This is a genomic window from Streptomyces sp. BF23-19 (genome assembly GCF_041106355.1).
In the GTDB taxonomy this organism is placed as follows: domain Bacteria; phylum Actinomycetota; class Actinomycetes; order Streptomycetales; family Streptomycetaceae; genus Streptomyces; species Streptomyces virginiae_A.
The window spans coordinates 42,529-57,193 of the sequence record NZ_JBGBPT010000058.1; the positions used below are offsets into that span (position 1 = coordinate 42,529).

Annotated in this window: 15 protein-coding genes; 5 read left to right on the forward strand and 10 right to left on the reverse strand. The window is 74.1% G+C overall.

Translation table 11 applies throughout. From position 1 onward, the window contains the following. Nucleotides 1-20: 20 nt before the first annotated feature. Nucleotides 21-1,130 carry a M20 family metallopeptidase gene (locus AB8A24_RS28545; protein WP_369477974.1) on the forward strand — a complete coding sequence of 370 codons (1,110 nt, stop codon included), beginning with the start codon at nucleotides 21-23 and terminating at the stop codon, nucleotides 1,128-1,130. A 61-nt stretch (nucleotides 1,131-1,191) separates the two neighbouring features. On the opposite strand, the gene AB8A24_RS28550 is transcribed toward AB8A24_RS28545, so the two are convergent. Together AB8A24_RS28550 and AB8A24_RS28555 are read right to left on the reverse strand one after the other, a co-directional pair. Beyond that, nucleotides 1,192-1,491, reverse strand: a complete 300-nt coding sequence (locus AB8A24_RS28550) for a DUF3817 domain-containing protein (RefSeq protein ID WP_328961332.1) — start codon at nucleotides 1,489-1,491, stop codon at nucleotides 1,192-1,194. 1 nt (nucleotide 1,492) lies between these two features. Then, entirely contained in the window at nucleotides 1,493-1,972 is a 480-nt protein-coding gene (locus AB8A24_RS28555) for a hypothetical protein (RefSeq protein WP_369477975.1), read from the reverse strand. Between the two features lie 235 nt (nucleotides 1,973-2,207). On the opposite strand from AB8A24_RS28555, the gene AB8A24_RS28560 reads away from it, so the two are divergent. Continuing rightward, the gene (locus AB8A24_RS28560) at nucleotides 2,208-3,197 is read left to right on the forward strand and encodes a GlxA family transcriptional regulator (protein WP_369477976.1); all 990 of its coding nucleotides are present in this window, start codon (nucleotides 2,208-2,210) and stop codon (nucleotides 3,195-3,197) included. 85 nt (nucleotides 3,198-3,282) lie between these two features. Here the strand turns inward: AB8A24_RS28560 and AB8A24_RS28565 are convergent, their stop codons facing one another. From AB8A24_RS28565 to AB8A24_RS28590, 6 genes are read right to left on the reverse strand one after another with little or no spacing between them, the layout of a single operon-like run. Further along, a complete protein-coding gene (locus tag AB8A24_RS28565; protein ID WP_369477977.1) occupies nucleotides 3,283-4,296 on the reverse strand; it encodes a pyridoxal-phosphate dependent enzyme in 1,014 nt (337 codons plus the stop codon). Further along, nucleotides 4,217-5,239: a GHMP kinase gene (locus AB8A24_RS28570; protein ID WP_328961328.1), complete on the reverse strand. Its 1,023-nt coding sequence runs from the start codon at nucleotides 5,237-5,239 to the stop codon at nucleotides 4,217-4,219. Before AB8A24_RS28570 ends, AB8A24_RS28565 begins: the two co-directional genes overlap by 80 nt. Next, nucleotides 5,236-6,069 carry a DUF364 domain-containing protein gene (locus tag AB8A24_RS28575; protein ID WP_369477978.1) on the reverse strand — a complete coding sequence of 278 codons (834 nt, stop codon included), beginning with the start codon at nucleotides 6,067-6,069 and terminating at the stop codon, nucleotides 5,236-5,238. Before AB8A24_RS28575 ends, AB8A24_RS28570 begins: the two co-directional genes overlap by 4 nt. Continuing rightward, a complete protein-coding gene (locus AB8A24_RS28580) occupies nucleotides 6,066-6,902 on the reverse strand; it encodes an ABC transporter ATP-binding protein (RefSeq protein ID WP_328961326.1) in 837 nt (278 codons plus the stop codon). Before AB8A24_RS28580 ends, AB8A24_RS28575 begins: the two co-directional genes overlap by 4 nt. Beyond that, the gene (locus AB8A24_RS28585; RefSeq protein WP_328961325.1) at nucleotides 6,899-8,008 is read right to left on the reverse strand and encodes an iron ABC transporter permease; all 1,110 of its coding nucleotides are present in this window, start codon (nucleotides 8,006-8,008) and stop codon (nucleotides 6,899-6,901) included. Before AB8A24_RS28585 ends, AB8A24_RS28580 begins: the two co-directional genes overlap by 4 nt. After that, complete coding sequence (locus AB8A24_RS28590) at nucleotides 7,998-9,032, reverse strand: ABC transporter substrate-binding protein (protein ID WP_328961324.1); 1,035 nt, start codon at nucleotides 9,030-9,032, stop codon at nucleotides 7,998-8,000. Before AB8A24_RS28590 ends, AB8A24_RS28585 begins: the two co-directional genes overlap by 11 nt. Nucleotides 9,033-9,192: 160 nt before the next feature. On the opposite strand from AB8A24_RS28590, the gene AB8A24_RS28595 reads away from it, so the two are divergent. Beyond that, entirely contained in the window at nucleotides 9,193-10,476 is a 1,284-nt protein-coding gene (locus tag AB8A24_RS28595; RefSeq protein ID WP_328961323.1) for an MFS transporter, read from the forward strand. 2 nt (nucleotides 10,477-10,478) lie between these two features. Here AB8A24_RS28595 and AB8A24_RS28600 read toward each other — a convergent pair whose 3' ends face one another. Continuing rightward, the gene (locus AB8A24_RS28600) at nucleotides 10,479-11,264 is read right to left on the reverse strand and encodes a VOC family protein (protein WP_328961322.1); all 786 of its coding nucleotides are present in this window, start codon (nucleotides 11,262-11,264) and stop codon (nucleotides 10,479-10,481) included. A gap of 176 nt (nucleotides 11,265-11,440) precedes the next feature. Here AB8A24_RS28600 and AB8A24_RS28605 point away from each other — a divergent pair, with 176 nt between their 5' ends. After that, nucleotides 11,441-12,286 (forward strand): sulfurtransferase, encoded by an 846-nt coding sequence (locus tag AB8A24_RS28605; RefSeq protein ID WP_369477979.1) that lies wholly within the window; start codon nucleotides 11,441-11,443, stop codon nucleotides 12,284-12,286. 47 nt (nucleotides 12,287-12,333) lie between these two features. On the opposite strand, the gene sepH is transcribed toward AB8A24_RS28605, so the two are convergent. Next, nucleotides 12,334-13,362, reverse strand: coding sequence for a septation protein SepH (sepH, locus tag AB8A24_RS28610; RefSeq protein WP_328961320.1), 1,029 nt, complete (start codon nucleotides 13,360-13,362; stop codon nucleotides 12,334-12,336). 522 nt (nucleotides 13,363-13,884) lie between these two features. On the opposite strand from sepH, the gene AB8A24_RS28615 reads away from it, so the two are divergent. Then, nucleotides 13,885-14,665, forward strand: a 781-nt coding sequence (locus AB8A24_RS28615) for a hypothetical protein (RefSeq protein ID WP_369477980.1), incomplete at its 3' end; no start/stop codon positions are given.

Sequence of the window (14,665 nt, forward strand, 5' to 3'; positions counted from 1 at the left end):
GTGCCCCGTATCGTGAGGGCATGAGGATGTACCAGAGCACTGCTGTGCGTGTTGACGCGATGCTCGAAGACTTGCGCACGCTCGTCGAGGTCGAGTCCCCGTCGCGTGACCTCGACGCGCTGAACGCGTCGGCCCGCGCGGTGGCGGCGGTCATCGAGAGCCGGCTGGGTGGGCAGGCCGTCCTGGTGGAGAGTCAGGCCGGGCCGCACGTGCACTGGTCGGGCGGAGGCGAGCCCCGGGTGCTGATCCTCGGTCACCACGACACGGTCTTCCCCCTGGGGACGCTGGCGCGCCGCCCCTTCCGGGTGGAGGGCGGGCGCGCGACGGGTCCTGGGGTCTTCGACATGCTCGGTGGTCTGGTCCAGGCCGTGCACGGCCTGGCGGCGCTGGACGACCTGTCGGGCGTGGAGGTTCTGGTGACCGCCGACGAGGAGGTCGGTTCCGGTTCCTCCCGGGCCCTGATCGAGGAGCGGGCCCGTGCCTGCGGCGCGGTGCTGGTGTTCGAGGGCGCGGCCGATGGTGGCGGCCTGAAGACGGGTCGCAAGGGGTGCGGCACGTTCGAGGTGGTCATCAAGGGTCGGGCGGCGCACGCGGGGCTGGAGCCGGAGGCCGGGGTGAACGCGCTGGTCGAGGCGGCGTACCAGGTGCTGGACATCGCGGCGCTGAGCCGGCCGGAGATCGGGACGACGGTGACGCCGACCGTGGCGTCGGCGGGAACCTCGGACAACGTCGTTCCGGCGGAGGCGACGGTGCTGGTCGACGTCCGGGTCGAGTCGGCCGGGAAGAAGGAGCGTGTGGAGTCGGCGATGGCGGCACTGGGTCCGCGCCTGGACGAGGCGGAGATCGTGGTCCGGGGCGCCGTGGGCCGGCCCCCGATGCCCGAGTCGGCGTCGGCGCAACTGTTCGAGATCGCGCGGCGACTGCTGCCGGGTATCGAGGGCAAGGCGGTGGGTGGCGGCAGCGACGGCAACTTCACGGGTGCGTTGGGGGTGCCGACGCTCGACGGCCTGGGAGCCGTCGGCGGCGGGGCTCATGCCGACCACGAGTACCTGGTGGTCGACGCGATGGCGGAGCGGGCGCATCTCGTCACCGGACTGGTGAACGCGATCCGCGACGGACGGACCTTCTGACCCTCTCGTCGGGTACCGCGCCGGTGGCCGTGAACGCGGCACCGGCCGGCGATCCGTACCGTCACATCCGGCCGACCGGTGGGCGGGCCGGTGAGCGGGCCGGTGGGCGGGCCGCGGCCAGGCGGCGCCGGGCGAGGAGGCCGCCGATGCCGGGGACGGCCGACAGCGCGACGGCCGTGCGGTCCGCGTGCGGCTCGCGGACGGTGGCGATCAGGACGATCAGGTAGGCGCAGCCGTGCAGGGGGCCGACGGCCGAGGCGACGGCTTGCAGGTGAAACGTTCCGAGGTTGCTCAACAGGACGGCCATGGTGCCGAGTTCCAGGAGGGCGGCGGTCCGCAGGAGGCGGCCGGGGCGGTGCATGTCAGGCTCCTGTGGTGGATCCGGGGCGGACGATCATCAGGACGGTCACCGTCGCCCACAGCAGGTTGAACAGTCCGGTGTGCATGCTCAGTCGACCCACCGTCCGCCGGGTGGTCGCGGCCACCTGCGGATCGACGGCGCCGTCGAGGACGGTCAGCGTCGTGGACTGGCGGGGGAGTACCAGGATGCCGAGCACGGCCGCGGCCGCCGCGGTCAGCGCGATCGAGGTGAGCAGCCAGGGGCTGCTCAGTACGTGGAGGCTGTTGGCGGTCGCCAGGCCGAACACCGGTACCACGACCGCGATCACGGCGTAGACCCGGCAGATGCGGTGCAGCGTACGGGCCTCGGCGAGGGTCGCCGCGTTGCCGGGTTCGGCCAGGGCGCGGCGGGCCGTCGGGGGGAACATACTCGCGGCGACGGTGACCGGGCCGATGGTGATGACCGCCGCCAGGACGTGGACGGCGAGCAGGAATTTCGTCACGGGGTGATCCAGGTGGTCAGGAGCGGGCGGGCGCCGGAAGGCCGATCGGAGGGGCGCCGTGGACACCGACGCTAGGTGCGGGTGTGCGATCGGCGGAAGTGGCTGGAATGCCAGTCATCAACGGATTGTGGCCAACCGCGATCTGTGGCGGCCGGACAGCTGTGACCTGCCGGAACCGGTGCCGGTGTCGATGGTCCGGCGTGGGGCCCGGGCCGCGTCCGGCTAAGGTCTGGCCATGCATACCGTGGTCGTGCTCGCCCTGGACGGCGTTATTCCGTTCGACCTGTCCACCCCGATCGAGGTGTTCGCGCGGACCCGGCTTCCCGACGGCCGCCCGGCCTACCGGGTCCGTGTCTGCGCACCCGCCGAGGAGGTCGACGCCGGGGCGTTCGTGCTGCGCGCACCGTGGCCGCTGGCGGAGCTGGCCGAGGCGGACACGATCATCGTGCCGGGCGTGGCCGACCCCGCGGCGCCCGTACCCGAGGAGGCCCTCGACGCGCTGCGGCAGGCCGCCGCACGGGGAACCAGGATCGCCTCCATCTGTGTGGGGGCCTTCGTCCTGGCCGCGACCGGACTCCTGGACGGCCTGCGCGTCACCACCCACTGGTCGGCCGCCGGGCTGCTCGCCGCGCTCCACCCCGCCGTCGAGGTGGACCCGGAGGTGCTCTACGTGGACAACGGGCAGCTGCTCACCTCGGCCGGCGCCGCCGCCGGGCTGGACCTGTGCCTGCACATGATCCGGCGCGACCTCGGCTCGGCGGTGGCCGCGGACGCCGCCCGGCTGTCCGTCATGCCGTTGGAACGCGAGGGCGGGCAGGCCCAGTTCATCGTCCACGACCAGCCGCCGGCCCCGCGCGGATCGGTGCTGGAGCCGCTCCTGCGGTGGATGGAGGACAACGCCCGCCGCGACCTCACGCTCGACGAGGTCGCCACCCGGGGCGGCATGAGCGTGCGGACCCTCAACCGGCGCTTTCGCGAACAGACCGGCACCTCGCCGCTGCAGTGGCTGCACCGGGCCCGGATCCGGCAGGCGCAGTATCTGCTGGAGACCACCGCGCACCCCGTCGAACGGATCGCCGCGCAGGTCGGCTTCGGCTCTCCCACCGCGTTCCGGGAACGCTTCAAGCGCCTCACCGGAACCAGTCCGCACGCCTACCGGCGCACCTTTCAGGTGCGGGATCGGACTGCACAGAATTCTGCGAGAACGGTGCCACCGTGGCCCTGATCCGCTTCCTGCCGGCGTCGCCGGGCACGCGGACCACGAGCCGGAAGGCCGGCGGAACGGGGCGCTCCGCCGGCCTTCCGGGGTGTCACCGCAGCGGCCGTACGCCCGGGGCCCGGTTCCAGCGCATCCGGGACCAGGGCAGCGCGAGCTCGGCCCGGTCCGTGATCCGGCGCGGGGCCAGGGAGTCGACGGCGGCCGCCTCGCGGTGGCGGGCGTACACGCTGTCCACGTATCGGTGGCCGGTGTCGGCGGCGATGAACACCACCGTGCGGTCCGGGGCCCGGGACCGTTCCCAACGGGCGGCGAGGTAGCCGGCCCCGGTGGACAGGCCGGCGAACACCGCGTGCCTACGCAGCAGGTCGACGCTGCCGGCCAGGGCGGCGTCGAAGGAGATCCAGTGGAGCGTGTCGTACGACGCGTGGCCGACGTTCCCGAACGGGATGGAACTGCCGATCCCGGCGATGATGATCTCGGGATCGGCGATGTGCTCGGCGCCGAAGGTGACACTGCCGAAGGGCTGCACGCCGACGAGTTCGACGTCGGGGGAGTCCTCCCGCAGATAGCGGGCGAGGGCGCCGGTGGAGGCGCCCGAGCCGACGCCGCCGACCAGGGTCAGGCCGCCCCCGTCCCCGCCCGTCGATCGCCGGATCCGCTCCGCCACCGCCCGGTAGCCCAGGTAGTGGATGTCGTCGTGGTACTGCCGCATCCAGTGGTACTCCGGGTGCACCGCGAGGATCTCGTGGATGCGCGCGACCCGCCGCTTCTGGTCCAGCTTCAGGTCGTCGCAGGGCTCCATCCGCTCCAGCGTCGCCCCGAGCACGGCCAGTTGGGCGCACAGAGTGCCGTCGACGGTCGTCGAACCGACGATGTGACAGCGCATGCCGTGGCGGTGGCAGGCCAGCGCGAGGGCGTACGCGTAGATCCCGCTGGAGCTGTCCAGCAAGGTGTCCCCGCGCCGCACCTTCCCCGTGTCGAGCAGATGGCGGACCGCGGCGAGGGCGGAGACGACCTTCATGGTCTCAAAGCGCAGGCAGACGAGCCGGTCGTCGAGGCGTATCAGGTCGGGCCGGCCGATGGCCTCCGCGATGTGCTGGTCCACTCGGGAACTCCTTGGTCGGGAGGGAAGGGAAGGTCGTGAAGACGCGGGTCGCGGCGATGCCGTTGCTGTCCAGGGCCCGTACGCAGCCGCGGATCCGGTCGCGCAGGCCCGGGGCCGCCGGGTCGAGGAGCAGGCCGGCCACCGCGCCGCTGTGCGCGATCTGGACCCCCAGGGTCCCGAGCCGCCGTCCGATATCGGTGAGCGTGTCGAACTCCGGGTGGCGCAGGAGCTGTTGACCCTGCCGGGCGCTGGCGCTCGCGACCTGGCCCAGCAGGGCCGCGTCACCCGTGGCCACGGCCCGCCGCAGCAGGGTGCGCAGCCGCTCGAAGGCGCGTACCTCACTCCCGCCGTACGTGGGGACCGGCAGGGCGAGGGTGTCCACGGGCGCGCCCCCGCCCAGGGCGCAGCCCACGACGACCAGCGGCGGCAGGCGGGGGCCGAGGACTTCCAGCACCCGCCCCTCGCGCTGGGCGAAGAGCACCGGGCGGGCGTCGAGCATCAGCGGGTCGCAGGCCCGTTCGGCGCGCACCGCCAGCCGGGCGACGGTGTCGGGCGCCAACCGCACCCCGTAGGCGTCCGCGACCGCGCGGACGACGGCGATGACGTCGCTGGTGGAGCTGCCCATGCCGAGGCCCACCGGGATGTCGCCGGTGATCCGCAACTCCCCTCCGCAGGGCGGCTCCCGGCGCAGCCGCGCGCATTCCTCGACGGCGAGGGCCGCGGCCCGGGCGGCCTTCGTACGCTCGCCCGGTCGGACGGTGAGCCGCTCCGGCGGGGTGCCGGGACGCCGGGTGAACTCGGCCCGGCTGCCCATTCCGGTCATCGGCAGGGTGACCAGGCCGGCGCACCGGCGCCCGGTGGCGTCGAGGAAGACGCCCTGGAGGATTTCGCCGTGGTGGCACGAGGCGTACCCGGTGCCGCGGCGGGCGGGGGGCACGCTCACGGCCGCCCCGCCGTGCGGTAGCGGTACAGGGTCGTCGGGTCGGCGCTGAACTGGGAGAAGGGGAAGGGCTCGGCGGACAGCGCGGTCACCCCGGAGCCGAGGAAGGCCCGGGCCACCGCGCTGCCGCTCTGCGCGTAGACGACCAGCGGGACGCCCCGGGCGCGGCAGCGGGCGAGGACGGTGTCGAAGGAGCCGTTGCCGAGGGTCATACCGGTGGCGACCACGGCGTCGGCGTGCTCCAGCACCGCGTGCATGTCGGTGGTGACGGGATCGCCCCACTGGGTGGCTCCGAGGTTGAAGTCGCACGGCAGCGGTACGCCGCCCCGCTCGCGGATCGCCGCGACCAGCGGGTTCACCACGCCGATGAGGCCGACCCGGGCTCCCGCGTCGATGTCCAGCAGCCCGGCGACGGCCGCGTCGCGGGCCCGGGCGCGTACCTCGGGGGTGCCGGCGGGGAGGGTGACCGGCTCGGCTCCGGCGTCGCGGTGCGGGAGTTGCCCGGCCAGGTACGCGTCGAGGGCGGCGATCCGCAGCGGGCGCGGAGCCTCGCGCAGCAGGACGTCGAGCCGGGCGCCCGAGGCGTCGCGGCAGATCGACGGGTCGATCTCGCCGGCCTCGAAGGCGCAGCCGCCGAAGGCGCCGCCGAGACGGACCAGGACGTACTGGTTGAGGTAGGTGGTGTCGCCGCCGGCCAGCCGGGTGCCGTGGTGGATCCAGAACACGCTGGTCGCCACGAGTTCGCTGGGCAACGGGCCGTGTCCACCGGCCAGTACGGACGTGATCAGGGCGTCGACGGTCGGTGCGGGCGCGGTGGTCGGGAGGCTCGTCATGACGTTCCTTGTCGAAGTGCGGGTGCGGGTACGTGTGCGGGTACGTGTGCGTGTGCCTGTGAGGTGGCGCGGAGCGGGCCCCGGTAGGAGACGGCGGGCCGGCCCAGGCCGTCGGTGGCCAGTTCGGCGTCGACCTCGAAGATCCCGGCGAGGTGCTCGGCCGTGAGGACGGCGGCGGGCGTGCCGGAGGCGACCGGCCGGCCCTGGTGCATGAGCAGCAGCCGGTCGCAGTGGCGGGCGGCCAGGGTGAGGTCGTGCAGGGCGACCAGGACCGTCTGCCCGGTGCCGGCGAGCAGTTCCATGAGTTCCCACTGGTGTTTGACGTCCAGGTGGTTGGTGGGTTCGTCGAGGAGCAGGCCGTAGGGCTGCTGGGCGAACGCGCGGGCGATGTGGGCGCGCTGCCGTTCGCCGCCCGACAGGCCCTTCCAGGGGCGCCCGGCGAGCGCGGTCAGGCCGACACGGTCCAGCGCGGCGGCGACGACCGCCCGGTCGGTGGCGTCCGGGCCGTGCCACCGGTCGCGGAAGGGGGTCCGCCCCAGCCCCACGACGTCGGCGACGCGCAGGTCGGTGTCGAATCCGGAGTCCTGCTCGACGAAGGCGATCCGGCGGGCGATCCGGCGGGCGCTCCAGTCCCGGATCGACCGGCCGTCGTAGCGCACCGTGCCCGCGTCGGGCACGCGCAGGCCGGCCAGGCAGCGCAGCAGCGAGGACTTGCCCGAGCCGTTGGGGCCGAGCAGCCCGACCGTCTCGCCCGGCGCGATGTCCAGGTCGACCCCGCGGACGACGTGCCTGCCCGCGACCGACCAGCTCAGTCCTTCGGCGGTGATCCTCACAACTCACCCCTCCTGCGCAGGACGAGGAGGAACAGCGGCACGCCGAGCAGTGCGGTGATCACGCCGACCGGGATCTCACGCGGCGCGAAGGCGACCCGCGCCAGGGCGTCGGTCCACACCAGGAACACCGCGCCCGCGAGCGCCGCGTGGGGGAGCAGCACCCGGTGCAGCGGACCGGCCAGCAGGCGTACCCCGTGCGGGACGATCAGCCCGACGAAGCCGATGGCGCCGACGGTGGCCACCGCCACCGAGGTCAGCACGGCCGTCACCACCAGCAGCAGCATCCGGGTGCGCCGTACGCCGATCCCCAGCGAGGCGGCGGTGTCCGCGCCGAACGCGAGGCCGTCGAGGGCGTTCGCGCACAGCCGGGCGACCACCAGCCCGAGCGGGGTGACGATCGCGCAGACCACGACGGCGTCCCAGCGGGCCGGGGCCATCGAGCCCAGCAGCCAGTGGGTGAGGGCCCGCGTGGTGTCGGCGTCGGCCGAGGCCATCAGGACGAGCGAGGTCAGGGCCGTGAAGAGCTGCCCGACGACCACACCGGTCAGGACGATGCGCCCCGAGTCCAGGCCGGTCCGGTGCAGCAGCGCCAGCAGCAGGCCGAAGGAGAGCAGGGCGCCGACGAGGGCGCCGCCGGTGATCCCGAGGGTTCCGGCGGCCGGCCCGGACAGCGGCAGGACGGCCACGGCGACGGCCCCGGCCGAGGCACCCGAGGACACGCCGAGCAGGTACGGGTCGGCCAGTGCGTTGCGGGTGACGGCCTGCAGTACGGTGCCGCACACCGCGAGCGAGGCGCCGACCAGGGCCGCCATCAGCACCCGGGGCAGTCGTAGGTCCCAGACGAGCGAGTCCAGCAGCGGCGGCAGCGGTTCGACGGCCAGGCCCAGCCGGGCCCCGAGCACCCGGCCGAGGTCGCTCCATCCCACCTCGGCGCTGCCGATACGGGTGCCCGCCGCCACCGAGGCGACCAGGACGAGCACCCCGGCGAGGAACAGCCCCGCGCGCGCGGGCACGCCGGGCCGCCCGGACCTGGGGGGCGTCGTGCTCACCCGGAGCTCGCGGGCGGCGGGAAGCAGCAGGTCCACCGCCCCCGGGTCAGCGGACATATCCGAGGTCCTTCATCCCCGCCGCCAGCAGCCCCAGGGCGTGCACGGAGCGTACGGAGGGGTCCAGTTCGATCCCCGGTACCTCGACGATCCTGTTCTCGCGGACCGCCGCCAGCTTGGAGACCACCGGGTCCCCGGCCATCGCGTGGCGCTTCTCGGCGGCGCTGTCGCCCGGTCGGCCGCGCTCGCTCAGATCGCCGATCACGATGAAGTCCGGGTCGCGTTCGGCGACTTCCTCCCAGGAGACCTCCGGCCAGTCCTCGGCCACGTCGTCGAAGGCGTTCTTCGCGCCGACGATCCGGCTCATCTCACCGGGCAGGCCGGTCCCGCCCGCCACGTAGGGCATGCCGTTGAAGACCGAGTAGAGGTAGACGACGGTGGGCTGCCGTCCGTCCCGGGCGGTGGCCCCGCGGGCCTTCTCGCCCGCCTCGGCGACGGCGGCCCGCTGCTCCTGGGCGAGCCGGCCGGCCCGCTCCTCGGCGCCGAAGACCTTGCCGAGCTGCTCGTAGTCGGAGAAGAGCAGTTCGAAGGGGGACTTTCCGGGCGCGCCGTGCTGCGGGCAGTCCACCGCGCTGACGAAGGTGGGGACCCCCAGGGCGGCCAGTTCCTCGCGGGTGCCGGCGCGGTCCTTCGTGTAGAGGTCGGTGGAGCCCGCCACCACGAAGTCGGGCGTGGCCGAGCGCAGTTGCTCGGCGGTGGCGATCTTGGGGGTGATGACCGGGACCTTGGCGTAGGCCTCCTGGTACCGCGCCGGGATCTGCGTCTTGAGGTTGGCCGTTCCGGCCATCCGGTCCTGGAGCCCCAGTTCGAGCAGGGTCTCGGTCGAGGCCTGGTCCAGGGCGACGGCGCGTCGCGGTGGCCGGTCGAAGGCGAGCCGGCGCCCGCAACTGTCGAAGGCCGCCGTCCGGGCGGCGGGTTCGCCCCTCGGCGCGTGGTCGCCGGCGGGGGCCGAGCAGCCCGTGGTGGCGAGGGCCAGGGTCAGTGCGAGGGCGAGGGGGATGCCGATCCGGGCGCGGTGGCGCATGGGTTCTCCGGTCTGGGAAGTGCGTGGGTGTGGTCGTGCACCGGGCAGGAGTGCCGCGTTCGAAGGGTACTGTAATGGTTATCGTTTTCATTAACACCCCCGGGTCGAGGTTCGCCGAACCGCGCCCCGGCACCTGCCGACGAATGAGGAGCACCCCACCGTGGCGACCACACCCGTGCCCGCGACGACCGAGATCGGTCCGCCGCCCGCCCGTTCCGTCCTGCGCGACACCGCCTTCCTGCGACTGTGGGCGGGTACCACCGCATCCGGGCTCGCGACCTGGGCGCTGCCGTTCGTCCTGGGCCTCGCCGTCCTGCACCGCGAACTCGGCGCGGCCGGGCTGGGCCTGGTGCTCGCGGCCCGCACCGCAGGCTTCCTCGCCGCCGTCGCCGTCGGCGGGGTGCTGGCCGACCGTCACTCGCGCCGGGCCGTCGTGCTCTGGTCCGCCCTCGCGGCCGCGGCCGCGGCCCCGCTCCTCGCCCTCGGACTCGGCCGCTCCCTGCTGGTGATGACCCTGGCCGCCGCCCTCGCGGGCGCGGGCCAGGGGGCCTGCCGCCCCGCCTTCCAGGCGCTCACCGCCGAGGTCGTCGTCGCCGACCACCGGCAGCAGGCCAATGCCGCCATGACCATGGCGGTTCGGACCTCCACGTTGGCGGGCCCCACCCTGACGGCGCTGCTCGCGGCGTTCGTCGACGTGGGAACGCTGCTGCTGGGCATCGGCCTGCTCTGGCTGGTCGCCGCCCTCCTGCCGGGCCGCGGCGCACCGGTCGCCGGATCGGTCGCCGGATCGGTCGCCGGATCGGCGGCCCCCGCACCGCGCGCCTCCCTGCGTGCCGAGTTCGTCGACGGCATACGCGAGGCCCGCCGGCATCCCTGGTTCCTCGCCGGACTCGGCGCCCTGACCGCGGTGATCGCGCTCGGCTACTCCGCCACCGGCGTCGCCCTGCCCCTGATCAGCCGCGACCGCTACGGCACCGGGTGGGTCATGGCCGCGGCCATGACCGCGTACACCGTGGGCGCGCTCGGCGGGGCGCTGGTCACCGCCCGCCGGCGGCCCCGCTCCCAGGGCTGGTGCGCCTTCGCCGGCCTCGCCCTCTACGGCTTCGCGCCGCTGAGCCTGATGCTGCCCGTCCACCCGGCCGTGGTGATCGCCGCCTACGTCGTGGCCGGCGTCGGGATCGAGCTGTTCAACGTGCCCTGGTTCACGGCCACCCAGCGCGAGGTCGCCCCGGACAAGCTCGCCCGCGTCTCCTCGCTGGACTTCCTCCTGTCCTACGGCCTCGCCCCGGTGGGTCTCGCCCTCATCGCCCCGGCCATCGGAGCCTTCGGCGTCACCCCGGTCCTCGCCGTGTGCGCCGCGGCCTGCTTCCTCGTACCCGCCGCGGCCGCCCTCGCGCCCACCGCCCGGCACTTCGGGCGGACCCCGGGGTCGAGGGCGCACTGAGTTCAGCCTTGCGGGTGCACCAGGGCGAAGACCGCGCCCTCCGGGTCCGCGACCGTGGCCTGCCGCCCGCGCGGCCCCTCCCGGGGCGGGTCGACGACGCGCCCGCCGAGCTCGACGACCCGGGCGGCCGCCATGTCGGTGTCCTCCACCTCGAAGTACGCCATCCAGTGCGGCCCCCGGTCGTGCGGCAGTGAGCGGCCGACACCGTGCACGGCGGCCACCGGGCGCCCCTCCAGCTGCAAGGTCAGGTAGTCGAAGTCGTCGGAGGCCGTGGCGTGCGTCTGCGCCTCGTGGCCGAAGACGTGCTCGTAGAACTTCCCGACCGTCGAGGTGTCCTGGGTGACCAGCTCGTTCCACACGGGGGTGCCCGGCCCGCGGTACGGCCGGGTGCCCATGCGGCTCTGCGCCTGCCACAGCCCGAAGATCGCACCCAGCGGGTCGGAGCAGATCGCCACCCGCCCCGCGATACCGGCGTCCAGCGGCCCCACCGCGACCGTGCCCCCGCAGGCGCGGACCGACTCGGCGGTCGCGTCGGCGTCGTCCGTGGCGAGGTACGTCGTCCAGGCCACCGGAAGGTGCCGGTCCGGAGGCATCTCGCCGATCCCGGCCACCTCGTGGCCGTTCAGCACGGCGCGGACGTACGGGCCGAGCTGCTCGGGTCCGGGTTCGTACTCCCAGCCGAACAGGTCGGCGTAGAAGTCCTCGGTGGTCCCGAGGCCGTGCACCATGAGGCTCACCCAGCACGGGGTACCGGGCGTGCGCCGGGTTGGTTCCGCTGCCTCGGTCATGTCAGCCGTCTCCTCCGTCGTGGCGCTTACCGGTGCTGATGCTTCCACTCCCGGCGGCTCGGCGCGCCCCGACCGGGCCGCATAAATGCGGCCCGGCGCGGAGTTGACCGGATCGGTTCGGCCCACCGATGACGGCCCTGTTACGCCGGTGGCGGGCGGGGAGGAAGATGGCCGGCATGACTGCGAAATCTGTGATCCTCGCCGCCGCCGAACTGAGGAACGAGCTGGCGGGCCCCCGCCCGCCGGTGCTGCTGGACGTCCGCTGGCAGTTCGGCGGCCCTGATCAGCGGCCCGCCTACGAGGCAGGACACCTGCCCGGAGCGGTGTACGTCGACCTCGACCGCGAACTGGCAGGTCCGCCCGGGGCGGGCGGTCGCCACCCGCTGCCGGACCCGGAGGCCTTCGGGGAGGCGATGCGGCGGGCGGGCGTTCCGGCGGACGGGCCCGTCGTTGTGTACGACGGCGGACTGGGCTGGGCGGCGGCCCGGGCGTGGTGGTTGCTGCGCTGGACGGGTCACCCGAACGTGCGGGTCCTCGACGGCGGCTTGGCCGCCTGGACGGCGGCCGGCGGCGCGGTGACGGCCGATCGGGTGACTCCCGTCGAGGGCGATTTCAAGCCAACTCCGGGGGCGATCGGAGTGCTGGACGCCGACGCGGCGGCCCTGCGCGCGCGTGCGGGGGTGCTCCTGGACGCCCGCGCGGGGGAGCGCTACCGGGGCGAGGTCGAACCGATCGACCCGGTCGGCGGCCACATCCCGGGCGCGCTGTCGGCGCCGACCACGGAGAACGTCGGTCCGGACGGACGGTTCCTGCCGGCGGACGTCCTGCGCGCCCGGTTCGAGGCGCTCGGCGCGTCCGAGGGGACCGCAGTGGGCGTGTACTGCGGCTCGGGGGTCTCCGGGGCGCACGAGGTACTGGCTCTGGAAGTGGCCGGCATCGAGTCCGACCTCTACGCGGGCAGTTGGTCCGAATGGTCCGGCGACCCGGCCCGCCCGGTGGCCACGGGCCCGGACCCCCAGTAGGCCGAGCCGCTGCCGGGCAGGACCCGGCGGCGGCTCTCCCGCTGCTCCTACTCCTGCTTCTTGCGGCGGGTGCCGAAGACGATCTCGTCCCAGCTCGGTACCGCCGCCCGGCGCCCGGGGCGGACCCCGTCGGCCTCGGCCTGGCGGTCGGTGGTCCCCGTCAGGCGGTCCCGGTGGCCCGCCACCGTGCGCGGCATCAGGACATCGGCGTACGCGGCGCCCGCGCCCGCCGAGGCGGCGGGGGCCGGCGGCTCCTCCGCCTCCGGTTCGGTGTCGTCCGGGGTCTCGGTGCGGTCCGGGACCACCATGTCGCCGCGGAAGCTGGGAACCGCCTCCAGCAGGCTGGTGAGGGTGTCCCGTTCCTCCTCCGGCTCCGGTACGGGCGCAGGCCGGGGCTCGACCCGCTCCAGCTGCCGGTCCAGGGCGCGGTCCAGCGGCCGGTCGCGCGGCAGCCGGGCGATCCTCGGTACGAACGGGAAGCTCGGCTCCGGCGTCGCCGGCAGGTCCTCCGACTCACCGATCAGGGAGCGGGCCTCGTCGTCCACGGCCACGACCAGCCGGCGCGGCGGGTCGTAGGTCCAGCTCGCCGAGTGCGGCTCGCCCGCGACCCGGTAGACGAGCAGGACCTCCCAGGTGCCGTCGTCGCGGCGCCAGGAGTCCCACTGGACGGACTCCTTCTCGGCCCCGCGCAGGCTCAGGCGCTCCTGCACGGCCTCGCCGAGCTGCGGACCGGTGTTCTCGCCGGGGCGGCGTACGGGGGTCTTGCGGGCGCGCTCGGCCATGAACGCACGCTCGGCGAGCACCGGGCCCTCGAAGCGACGTACCCGGTCGACGGGGATGCCGGCGAGTTGAGCGACCTCCTCCGCGGAGGCACCGGCCCGTATGCGGGCCTGGATGTCGCGGGGGCGGAGGTGGCTCTCCACCTCGATCTCGATCTGGTTCAGACGCGCGCGATCGTTGCGGACGGCGGCCCGGAGTCGCTCGTCGATCGGAAGCGTGTACTCCGTGCTGTCCGCAGCCTTGAGCACCAGTCGTGTGCCGTCATTGGAGACGGCCACGACACGCAGTTCGGGCATGGGGACCTCCCGGGTGGTGCCTGCCGACGTCACGTGCGTCGCTGCTTCCGCTAGTCGAGTGTGGCCTGCCCGGGTGCAGCCTGCCACAACCTTGCCGAGTTAAACCGGCGTGTCGGGCATGCGCCCTTGATCGCCGTTATGGCACGGTTACCTGTTGGGCACGCACAGTGACCAAACGGTTACTGTGCGCAGCAGGCGCCCGTGCAATACCGCGGCATCACCGGTCTTTGAGTGCCGTGTTCCATCCGTCGGCCCCCTCTCCCGAGTCCGGACATCCGAAAGGAAGGACGGCCCCAGGGCTCGCCACAGTACTCCATTCGGGCCACCTGGGTGGACCGCCGCGCCGCCGAACTTTCCCCGGACGGCGGGAGTTGGCCTGCCCTCGATCGGGTCCGACCTGCACCCGTGGTCCGTTTTCGGGTGTCTTGCTTCACATAATCACCAGAAACGGAACTATCTGCTTCGCTCAGCGGTCGGTAACTCCTGAAAGAGGAGAAGCGCGAGAGGCAGGACACACCGGGTATGGCGAGGGGTCAGGAAGCGACGCGGGACGTCGAGGACGAGCCGGAGACGAAGAAGCTCGACCTGAGCGCGGCCCAGGTCGCCGGTTCCTCCCTCGCCACCGTCGCGGCGGCCCTGCTCGCCTCGAAGATGGGCGTCTACGGAACCATCCTCGGGGCCGGCGTGGTCAGCGTCGTCGCCACCGCGGGCGGGCCGGTCATCCAGCACCTCTTCCGGCGGACCGGCGACCAGCTGCGCGCCGGCGCCCGCCCCAGGGGCCGTCAGGTACCCCCGCCCCGCGAGGAGTCGAAGGCGGCGGACACCGCGGCCACGGGCGCCGCCACCGGGGAGTTCGGCGAGGCCACCGTGCACGGCACCCGGGTGCGCGGTTGGAAGCGGACCGCGGTCGCCTCCGGCGCGGCCTTCGCCATCGCCATCGGCGGCCTCGGCACCTACGAGGCCATGGCCGGCACCTCCGTCAGCGACGGCGGCGGCACGCTCTTCTCCGGCGGCACCCGCAAGGTGGGCCAGGACCGGCCGACCCCACCCCACCCGGAGCCGGGCGCCGAGGAGAAGAGCGGCGAGGAGAAGAGCGGCGAGGAGAGGGGCGGGCGGACGCCCGGGGCGGGAACCTCCCCGAGCCCCTCGTCCTCGTCCGGAGGCCGCAGCCCGAGCCCCGGACCGAGCCCCTCCGGCTCCGGGAAGCCCGATGCCTCCACGGATCCGACGCCCGGCGCCTCCCCGTCGCAGGAGGCCCCGAGTTCGTCACCGCCCCCCGCGCCGCCGGCCCCGACGCCCAGCC